The organism is Rhizobium sp. 01N424 (assembly GCF_056399485.1).
In genome coordinates, this window is the sequence record NZ_JBFTRK010000006.1 from 302,149 (window position 1) to 311,489 (window position 9,341).

The following is a 9,341-nucleotide window of genomic DNA, read 5'->3' on the forward strand; positions in this document are numbered from 1 at the left end:
GCCTGGAATGATCGAAAAACGCCCCATCGCCAGCCTCATCGGCCACCTGATGCTGATCATCGGCATCATCATCGTCGCCTTCCCGATCTATTACACGTTCATCGCCTCGACGATGACGTCGGCGGAGATCATCAAGCCGCCGATCTCGTTGCTGCCGGGCAGCCACTTCACCGAGAACTACAGCGAGGCGCTGTTTGGCGGCGTCGAGCGCGCCGTTGGCGTCAGTCTCGAACGGCTGCTCTTCAACACCTTCGTCGTGGCGATCCTGATTGCCGTCGGCAAGATCCTGATCTCCTTCCTGTCGGCCTTCGCGGTGGTGTTCTTCCGCTTCCCGCTGCGCATGGTGTTCTTCTGGATGATCTTCGTGACGCTGATGCTGCCGGTCGAGGTGCGCATCCTGCCGACCTACAAGGTCATCGTCGATCTCCGCCTGATCGATACCTATGCGGGGCTGACGCTGCCGCTGATGGCCTCGGCAACAGCGACCTTTCTGTTCCGCCAGTTCTTCCTGACGATCCCCGGCGAATTGCTGGAGGCCGCGCGCATCGACAATGCCGGACCGTTCCGCTTCATGCGCGACATCCTGCTGCCGCTGTCGCGTACCAATATCGCCGCGCTCTTCGTCATCCTGTTCATCTACGGCTGGACGCAGTATCTCTGGCCGCTGCTCGTCACCAACGACGCGCAGATGAACACGATCATCATCGGGCTCAGGAAGATGGTGGATTTCACCGACGCGGCGACGCCCTGGAATTTCGTGATGGTGACGGCGATCCTTGCGATCATTCCGCCCATCCTCGTCGTGGTGCTGATGCAGCGCTGGTTTGTCAAAGGTCTTGTGGAGACGGAGAAGTAATGGCCAGGATCACCCTCAACGATGTCCGCAAGACCTATGGCGGCGGCGTCGAAGTCATCAAGGGCGTCTCGCTCGAGATCGCCGACGGCGAACTCCTGGTGCTCGTCGGCCCCTCCGGTTGCGGCAAGTCCACGCTGCTCAGAATGATCGCCGGCCTGGAAGGCATCAGTTCCGGGGAGATCAGCATCGGCGACCGCGTGGTCAACGATCTCGAACCCTCCGAGCGCGATATCGCCATGGTCTTCCAGAACTATGCGCTCTATCCGCATATGACGGTGCGCCAGAACCTCGCCTACGGCCTGAAGAACCGGAACACGCCGAAGGACGAAATCGAGCGGCGGATCGTCAAGGCGGCAAAGTCGCTGGAGATCGAGCCCTTCCTGGAGCGCAAGCCGCGCCAGCTCTCCGGCGGCCAACGCCAGCGCGTCGCGATGGGCCGCGCCATCGTGCGCGAACCCGCAGCGTTCCTGTTCGACGAGCCGCTCTCCAATCTCGATGCGAAACTGCGCGTGCAGATGCGCGTCGAGATCAAGCGGCTACAGCGGGCATTAGCGACGACCAGCGTCTACGTCACCCACGACCAGATGGAGGCGATGACGCTTGCCGACCGGCTCGTCGTCCTGAACGGCGGTCATATCGAACAGGTGGGGACACCGATCGAGCTCTACGAGAAGCCGGCAACCACCTTCGTCGCCACATTCATCGGCTCGCCGTCGATGAACCTGTTGGAGACCAGCGGCGCCGGCTTTGCGCTCGGCAACGGCGCGACACCCCTGCCATCCGGTACTGCGACACTCGGCATCCGCCCTGAAGACCTGCATCTCGCCGAACCCGGCAAACCCGATGCCTTCACCGCCGACGTTCGCGTCGGTGCCGTGGAGCTCGTCGGCGCCGAAAGCTATGTCCACGGCACGCTGCCGAACAACCAGGACATCGTCTTCCGCGTCCCCGGCCGGTCGCAGATCGCCATCGACGCCCGCGTGACGATCGGCGCGGCGCAATCGGCGCTGCATTTCTTCGACAAATCAGACAAGCGAATGGCTACGATGGCTCAGTAATACCACGCACCGTTTTATGACGTCCTCTGTTGCCTTTCCAAGCGGTATGCATATGGTTTTCGAGCATGGCAATGCAGCAACGCTCAAGCGAGCGTCGCGGGTTCTCTCAGTGGTCAAGGAGGAGTTTGAAACACTTGGAAGAATCCTCGACGGCATCAAAAGCAGCTTCAGAAGCGTCCGAAAAATCGACAATGTCGAGGTGCGTGGTCGCACAACCAACCGCAAACACCGCAATGTCGACATCCTGACCCTGCCGTCAGCCGACCTGTATATCGGACGGAGCGATAGCAACGACTTGGTCTAGTGCTCGCCAAGGGACAAATTGGGTCGTCGTTCGGTGAAATTAGAAGGACAGACTCTGCCACACTCGGACTACCGTCCACGTTAGCAAGCCTCCGAGCAACAGACCTGCCAAACCCGCAGTCAACAGCCGCCGATCCTGCTGATCACGATCGCGCGCAGCATACACGAGTTCTCGGAGCTCGCGGGTAACGGACTCGATGTCACTACCACCTAGCTTTGCCCGATGGAGATTGACAATCACGCGATCAGCAATCACCTCGAACATGCGTCCATAGTCGTCAGGGCCATAACGAAGCGCCGGCGATATTTCGAGGGCTTTGACGTGCTCGGCAATAAGAACCATGTCGTCAGCCATCCGCTCGAAGTGATTGCCGTAGTCCGCCGGCGACGCAAGTCCGTCATATCGATCGAACGCGGCCTCTAAGCCTCTGCGAATGGTGGCCATATCGCTATCGATGTTGCGGGCAAGTTCTTCCACCGCGTGGCGGAGGGCATCGAATGCAAGTGTCGCGCCATCGGCTGGCAACTCCTGCGGCTTTGTTGTTCTACCTTGGTCTGTCATACCCTGTCCTAACGTTCAAAATCGTCGCCGCGCTCGCGCGAGATCCCTCGATCCGCGTCGTGGACACGATGGTGGTCGGCAGTGCTATTTCCCACCTTCCCGACTTCCACAGCCCGATCCGACCGCAAACGTTCTCGCAAGTGATCGGATCCCCTCACGTCACTTGCAGCAGTAATCCCCTCAGGTTTCACCGTCGCCGCCGTACGAGTTAGATTCAAACCGGCGAACATCTCGCGACGCGCTTCTGATTGTTGCAGAGACGTTTGGCCCCTGATCTCCAGCTGTCCAGATTGCCCCTCAGGGCCACTCGCCACGCGTGTGACCCCGAGCCTTTCGAAAGCCTTCTGACCTTTGCTCGGTAGGCTTCTAGCTTGAGCGCTTACGCTGACTGGATCGCGGGTGAGAGTCGCCAGATCTTTTCGGCGGGCTACCTTGAACTCCTCAGCATCCCGGGTGTCGGGCATTCCTCGTCGCCCGGCGAAATCGCTGAGGTAATCCAGCGTTGTTTCCTTGACCCCCGATCTGCCGAGCCGCTGTGTCATCCGTGCGAAAGCAAGGTCGGTGGGTTTTTCCACTTCCCAATTGTTGCGATCGGCGGCGCGGCCATCAGGCAATTGGACTGTTTCGGAGCCGGTGTGTTTCAGCGCGAGTTTTTCACCAACAATTACTCCCGCTTTCGCTATCGCTCGCTCAAGATCGACGCCCCACGTCGTGTGTGTCTCGCCTTGGGCGTTTTCAAGGCTGACAAAATAGCTGAACCGGTTTCGGGGGTCGCGCTCATAGGGCGCCGCTCCATGCTCGACTAGGTGCCCGGCCCTGCGATCGGCAAATTCTTCCTCAGCCACATAGAGCCGCACACCGTCCCGGTGACGTGTCATCGCCACATAGGTCAGATGCCGGTCCATCGTTGCCGACGCCAACACGAATGCACGATCGATCGTAGCGCCCTGGTTCTTATGGATCGTGGTTGCGTAGCCGTGATCGAAATAGCGATACCGATCTGTAGCGACGTGGACCGAACCTGTATCGTTACCCGTCTTCCCGTCGAGCTGCACCCTCATGGATCGCCGGTCAACAGCCATGGCGGTCCCAAGCATACCGTTCTTTACCCCGAGCTCGCGATCGTTCTGCAGGAACACGATCCTGTCCCCAATTGCAAATGTCCGTTTTCCGGTATTTGTCTGGAAAGAGACCTCGCCTGCACCTTCACCTCTAGCCAGCATGTCCCGGTCCTGAAGTTCACTCCGAACTGCATCATTGAAGGCGCGCACATCCACGCGCCGATGTGCCATTGCCACCCGGCTTGCATCCGGCCGGGCCAATCGATCAAGGAGATAGTCCTGAACCATCGCGGCCATTGTCTGTGAGCGCGTCTGACTGAACTTGATATCCCCCCGTTCCCGATAAGCCGAAAGCCCCTCGCCCGTTCTGTTCCTTGCGAAAGATGCCGATGCCTTGCGCTGCCAATCGACGCGCTGGCGTCGAATCTCGGACAGTTCTGCATGACCGATCGTTTCGGCGATTGCACGAAACGGCGCGCCGGCACCAATGGCCTGCAACTGTTCATGGTCTCCGACAAGCACGATCTTGGCGCCTCTTACCTCTGCTTGCCTGACAAACCGCCCAAGTTGGTGACTTCCGACCATACCTGCTTCATCGACCACGAAGACATCCCCGCGACCGAGCAGATCGCGCGGTTCTGCATCATTCCGGAGTAGGGCATCCGACGCTCCATCGCCTCGCACGGCCCAGCGGTATTCCCAAGCAGCAAGCGTCCGGCTCTTGATTCCCGACGCCTCCTCCAATCCCTCCGCCGCCTTGCCCGATAGCGCCGCGCCGTGGACGCGATATCCCTGTGCCTCCCATATCTCACGTGCTCGGGATAGCATCATACTCTTGCCCGCACCCGCGAGACCGACGACGGCCGCAATGCGCTCCGGGCCTGTAATGTGCTGGACGGCGTTTCTCTGCTCGTCGGAAAGTCGAGGCGTTGCCGGTTTGGCGAATGCCGCATCCACTAAATTCTGGCCAGGATCAGGCTTTGCCACGCCGTCACGTCCCTGGCCTGTCCGCGCTGTCCGAGCCTGTCGATCAGACATCCCACTGCGGTGGCTTGGATCGACATGATGGCTACGTTCAAGATGCATGCGTTCGGCCGACCCAACCATTTCGTTTTCGACCCTAACCATCTCCCGTGTCGAATAGCGTGCAAGTTCGATCTCGCCCGTCACTAGATCAGCCTTCTCGGGCTGCAGTTCGACCAAGCATGGGGAGGCCATGACCGACGCGAATGTGTTCTGGAATACCTGTATGTCATCGTTGATATAGCGATGCAGCGTGCGCGCAATGTCCTGGCGATCAAAGACGCTCTTCTCGTTGGTGATGAACGTCAGAATCTGATCGGGTTTTTTGCGGATAAGGTCAGCGTTGCGTCGCGCCGCTTGTCCTTCCAAGCGACTACGCTCGATATCCTTGCCACGCCGTTCGATCTGCGTTGCATGCACACCGACATGTTCGGTCGGCACAAGCTCAAGGCCGCGATCCTGGTGCGAGCGTCGATCGATCCTGATATCCAGACCCGCCCTTGCGAGATGCGTGTTGGCGAGTTCTTCCCAGACTTGTCTGAAGTCTCGAAGCTGCATTTGCGACGTCGGCATTTCATGCGAGAGCAGCCACTTGTTTTCCCGCTCGAACATCGTTTTGCCGCCAAGCCCGTCTGCCGTTACGGTGCGCGTCGTCATCAAGATATGGGCATGATGATTTCGCACGTCGCTTTTTTCATGCGGATTGTGGATGGCAAAGTCGACAGCGCCCCGTTGGCTCTCTGCAAGATATCGTGCAAACTCGCGCACCAGCGACAGTCTTTGCTCCGCTGACAGCTCATGTGGCAGCGCTACCTCGAACTCGCGAGCAACGCGGGCGTCCCTGCGTACTTCTGCCTGTTCTGCCGCATTCCAAAGCACGGAACGGTCCCGGGCCCAGTCAGCCGCCACGCCTTCGGGAAGGATAATCTCTGCATGCGCGACACCGCGCTTGTTGGTGAAGTCGTGCGTGATGCCGTCGCGGGCGTTCGTCAGTTTTACGCCACTGCGATAGGCGGCAGCTGCAACAGCACTGCGGCCAGTCGCCCGCGAGATCGATTTCGTGCTTGCATGATAGATCGACAACTTTCCTCCCCATCACGACGACCGCCGACTGGTTCGATGTAACCGATGTTTCCCCGGTCGTAGTACCTGAGTTGCGCAGCAACTCGTAAGTGCGCCCTTCCCGTTAAAAAATCCTCGTCCCTACCTGCACGATATACACGTCTTCGTAAGAACCAGTGCTCGCATAAGTTACACACGTCTCGCAACGTGTCCATTATTATATTCTCCTTTTTGGTGTATTTTTACTGGCGTTTGCGCAGCCCTTTGATAGAGTGCGTATATTCAGGAACGATGCCGGCAAGCAGTGCAGCGCGGACCCGGCCGTCCCGCGCAAAATTCCAGCTACTGGCCTACAAACGGAGCAAGGACAGTGACACGCAAATCACTCGAAGAGCGGCTCGCCCAGCTCGACGCACAGAAAAAGGCCTTGCAGGCACGTCTCACGACACAAGAACGTGCGCGCGACACGCGCCGCAAGGTTCTTCTCGGGTCGCTCGTTCTCGACGAGTTGACTCAAAGCGAGGGCGAGTTTTCTCGCGATCTCCTGGCTTGGCTTGGAGAGCGATTGCCGATGTTTCTGACCAGGGATAAGGACAAGGCAATCTTTGACGATTTCCTGAAGTCGAGGTGATGATGCTTCGTCTGCGCCAAACCTGGGCTGCGATGAAAAACCTCGTTCGCGTGGTGCGACACGACCCTGTCTGGGCAATCGCAAGCGCCGTGCTTTCTCCGGTGCGGACAATCCGCTTTGTCGTTACGATCGCGAGCACAGTCTTCATCGCAGGGCTTGTTCTTTCAGTACTCGGTGCGATTATTCCCCCGCAATACGTGATGCTTCGTCAAATCGTCGCTCTTGCGATCGTCATCTTCATGTGTGTGCTGGCAATGCGTTTGATAACCGATCCGCTGATCGCGCATTTCGGCCCCACTGAGGACGACACGCACGGTAGTGCGCGCTTTGCCACACCAAGGGAAATCGCCAAGCTGCCCAGCTCGACATCCGCCCTCCTCATCGGACGTGACGGAGAAACGGGGAAGCTTATTCGCTACTCAGGTGAGTCCCATCTCATGACCATGGCGCCGACGAGGACGGGAAAAGGCGTCGGCACCATCATTCCCAATCTACTGACTGCCGATCGATCCGTCATCTGCATCGACCCAAAGGGAGAGAATACCGGCATCACAGCATTGACCCGCGCCAGCTTTGGTCCCGTTCATGTTCTCGACCCCTTCGAGGTCACGAATGCACCCCCGGCCGCCTTCAATCCGCTTGATCACCTTGATCCTTACAATCCTGATCTGGCCGAGGAGGCAGACACCCTTGCCGACGCTCTCGTTTTCGATGAACCAGGCATGACTGGCGAGGCTCACTGGAACGAGGAAGCAAAGGCGCTGATGGCGGGGATGATCCTGCACGTCGTGACAACAGAGGGGGCGATGCGAAAAACGCTGGTGACGCTCAGGCAATATCTGACACTAGCGCCGGAACAGTTCAAATGTCTCCTCGCTGAGATGCAAGCTTCGATCGCCGCAGGTGGGCTCGTTGCTCGTGCCGCCAATCGTCATCTCGGCAAATCCGACCGCGAGGCTGCCGGCGTTCTTTCGTCTGCCCAGCGTCACACGCATTTCCTCGACTGTCCACGCATGGCACGCGTCCTTGGCAGGTCGGACTTTCGGTTCACGGAGTTGAAACAAAGCCACCAAACCATTTTTCTCGTATTGCCCCCAGACCGACTATCGACATATTCGCGCTGGCTGCGCCTGGTCGTGACCTGCAGCCTGATCGACATGGCGCGCACGATTCACAAACCGGATGCGCCGGTCCTCTATATGCTCGACGAATTTGCAGCCCTCGGCCACCTTCAGGCGGTCGAAAAGGCGATGGGACTGATGGCTGGTTATGGCGTCCAGCTTTGGCCAATTTTGCAGGATGTTCATCAACTGCGCGCGACCTACGGAACGCGCGCCGGCACGTTCCTGTCGAATACCGGGCTACTTCAGGTTTTCGGCGTCAACGATCATGCAAGTGCTGAGCTTGTTTCAGGTTTGCTTGGGCAGGAGACCGTCGTATTCCAAACGATGAGCAGAAATCTCGACGCCGAGAAGTCGGGATTGAGCATTTCGGAGCAACATGCTGCTCGGCAACTATTGACCCCCGATGAGGTCCGCAATCTTCCGCCCCATTCACAACTGCTATTTCTTGCCGGCCAGCGCCCGATCCTCGCCAGAAAAATTGTCTACTATGCAGACCGCGAGTTCAAGGGGCTGTTCGGTTCGCCATGATCTGGAGCGATTCAGCAGCAAAGCAAATGCGCCAGGCAATAGCTGGTGCAAACGGCCATACAGAGCCGCCTCAGAAGGGCGGCTTGGCCTCAATGCGGCCGTCGAGTTCGGCCCAGATAACTTCGCGCTCCGCCTTCACCATGTCGAGCTCGGCCTCCAGCGCCCGGCGCGCCTCGATGGTTTCGGCATTGCGGACTTCGGCGTGCAGTTCTTCGATGTGCTGGTCGATGGTCATCGTCGTCATTCCTTGACTTGTGTTGAAGATGACGGCGGGACGCAGGGTGGGGAGAGACAGGTCAGGGCTCGGAACGACCGGCGGAGCCGGCGTGCGGAGGAACCGATTTTGTTGCAGTGGAGTGAAACGGAGCGGAAGCAAAATTGGAGGGGCCGCGCGGCCTTGAGCTGGCTCTTCCCGCCCGGCACAATTGCCCGATCTGAGCAGACAGGTTTTGTTCTCGTGTGGCACCCGTTCCTTGTCTTCGCGGAACGTGATGCTTAGTTGGCGCTGATCTCGCAGCGCTAGCAGCGAGCGCCGACTGCTGATCCATCAGCGGGACGGATCGGCACGCTCGATCAATTTAGAACGTGCACTGGACGAGACCGGGAGTGTCTCGTGTGCTCCGGCCATGGCGCACTATCCTAACCATCTCTATTGCCAGCGCATCTATGCCGCGAAGAAGATAGCGGGCTATTATGGCCTCACGATCGAACCCACACTGTTTGGTTCGACAGCGGTGATCCTATGTTTGGGCCGGGTTGGCGAGAACCGCGGCAAGAAGATCTAGATTTCTGAGATCGAAAGGAAATTCGCGATTCACTTCCTGGATACTTCACGCAAAAAGAGCCCGGCGATACTTGTAGAATATTCAATGATCCAGGCATTTTTGCCGTTGTGTACGAATGCGAGTTGTGACGCCCCGGATGCAGGGCGTCACGTAGAGGCGGTTCAGTCACCAGTGCGGCGGTTCAGCCGCGACCAGATGAGGCTGTAGATTCCGATGATTCACCGGACGGCATTCCGATCAAAACCCGGACACGATTCCGAGAATTAACCGGACGCGATTCCGATTTGATACCGGACAGTTTTTCAACGTAAGCAGTGCCCCTGGGTCAGCAACCTTGGCATGCATCTC

General features: G+C 58.5%; 8 protein-coding genes. 5 read left to right on the plus strand and 3 right to left on the minus strand.

Going from position 1 to position 9,341, the window contains the following annotated elements; all coding sequences use genetic code 11:
* Positions 1–7: 7 nt before the first annotated feature.
* From ugpE to AC1DNK_RS17815, 3 genes are read left to right on the plus strand one after another with little or no spacing between them, the layout of a single operon-like run.
* Positions 8–856 (plus strand): sn-glycerol-3-phosphate ABC transporter permease UgpE, encoded by an 849-nt coding sequence (gene ugpE / locus AC1DNK_RS17805; RefSeq protein ID WP_477942497.1) that lies wholly within the window; start codon positions 8–10, stop codon positions 854–856.
* Entirely contained in the window at positions 856–1,914 is a 1,059-nt protein-coding gene (locus AC1DNK_RS17810) for a sn-glycerol-3-phosphate import ATP-binding protein UgpC (protein ID WP_112516415.1), read from the plus strand. The genes ugpE and AC1DNK_RS17810 overlap by 1 nt, the downstream gene beginning before the upstream one ends.
* A 52-nt stretch (positions 1,915–1,966) precedes the next feature.
* Positions 1,967–2,218, plus strand: a complete 252-nt coding sequence (locus tag AC1DNK_RS17815) for a hypothetical protein (protein ID WP_477942499.1) — start codon at positions 1,967–1,969, stop codon at positions 2,216–2,218.
* A gap of 39 nt (positions 2,219–2,257) precedes the next feature.
* On the opposite strand, the gene AC1DNK_RS17820 is transcribed toward AC1DNK_RS17815, so the two are convergent.
* Together AC1DNK_RS17820 and traA are read right to left on the minus strand one after the other, a co-directional pair.
* Positions 2,258–2,779, minus strand: a complete 522-nt coding sequence (locus AC1DNK_RS17820) for a DUF6118 family protein (RefSeq protein WP_112516413.1) — start codon at positions 2,777–2,779, stop codon at positions 2,258–2,260.
* Positions 2,780–2,787: 8 nt separating this feature from the next.
* A complete protein-coding gene (gene traA, locus AC1DNK_RS17825; RefSeq protein ID WP_477942501.1) occupies positions 2,788–5,946 on the minus strand; it encodes a Ti-type conjugative transfer relaxase TraA in 3,159 nt (1,052 codons plus the stop codon).
* Positions 5,947–6,295: 349 nt separating this feature from the next.
* On the opposite strand from traA, the gene AC1DNK_RS17830 reads away from it, so the two are divergent.
* Together AC1DNK_RS17830 and AC1DNK_RS17835 are read left to right on the plus strand one after the other, a co-directional pair.
* Complete coding sequence (locus AC1DNK_RS17830; protein ID WP_477942503.1) at positions 6,296–6,556, plus strand: mobilization protein; 261 nt, start codon at positions 6,296–6,298, stop codon at positions 6,554–6,556.
* Positions 6,557–6,558: 2 nt separating this feature from the next.
* A complete protein-coding gene (locus AC1DNK_RS17835; protein WP_477942525.1) occupies positions 6,559–8,208 on the plus strand; it encodes a type IV secretory system conjugative DNA transfer family protein in 1,650 nt (549 codons plus the stop codon).
* Positions 8,209–8,278: 70 nt separating this feature from the next.
* On the opposite strand, the gene AC1DNK_RS17840 is transcribed toward AC1DNK_RS17835, so the two are convergent.
* On the minus strand, positions 8,279–8,443 hold the full coding sequence (locus AC1DNK_RS17840; protein WP_162702732.1) for a hypothetical protein: 165 nt from the start codon (positions 8,441–8,443) through the stop codon (positions 8,279–8,281).
* Between the last annotated feature and the right edge of the window lie 898 nt (positions 8,444–9,341).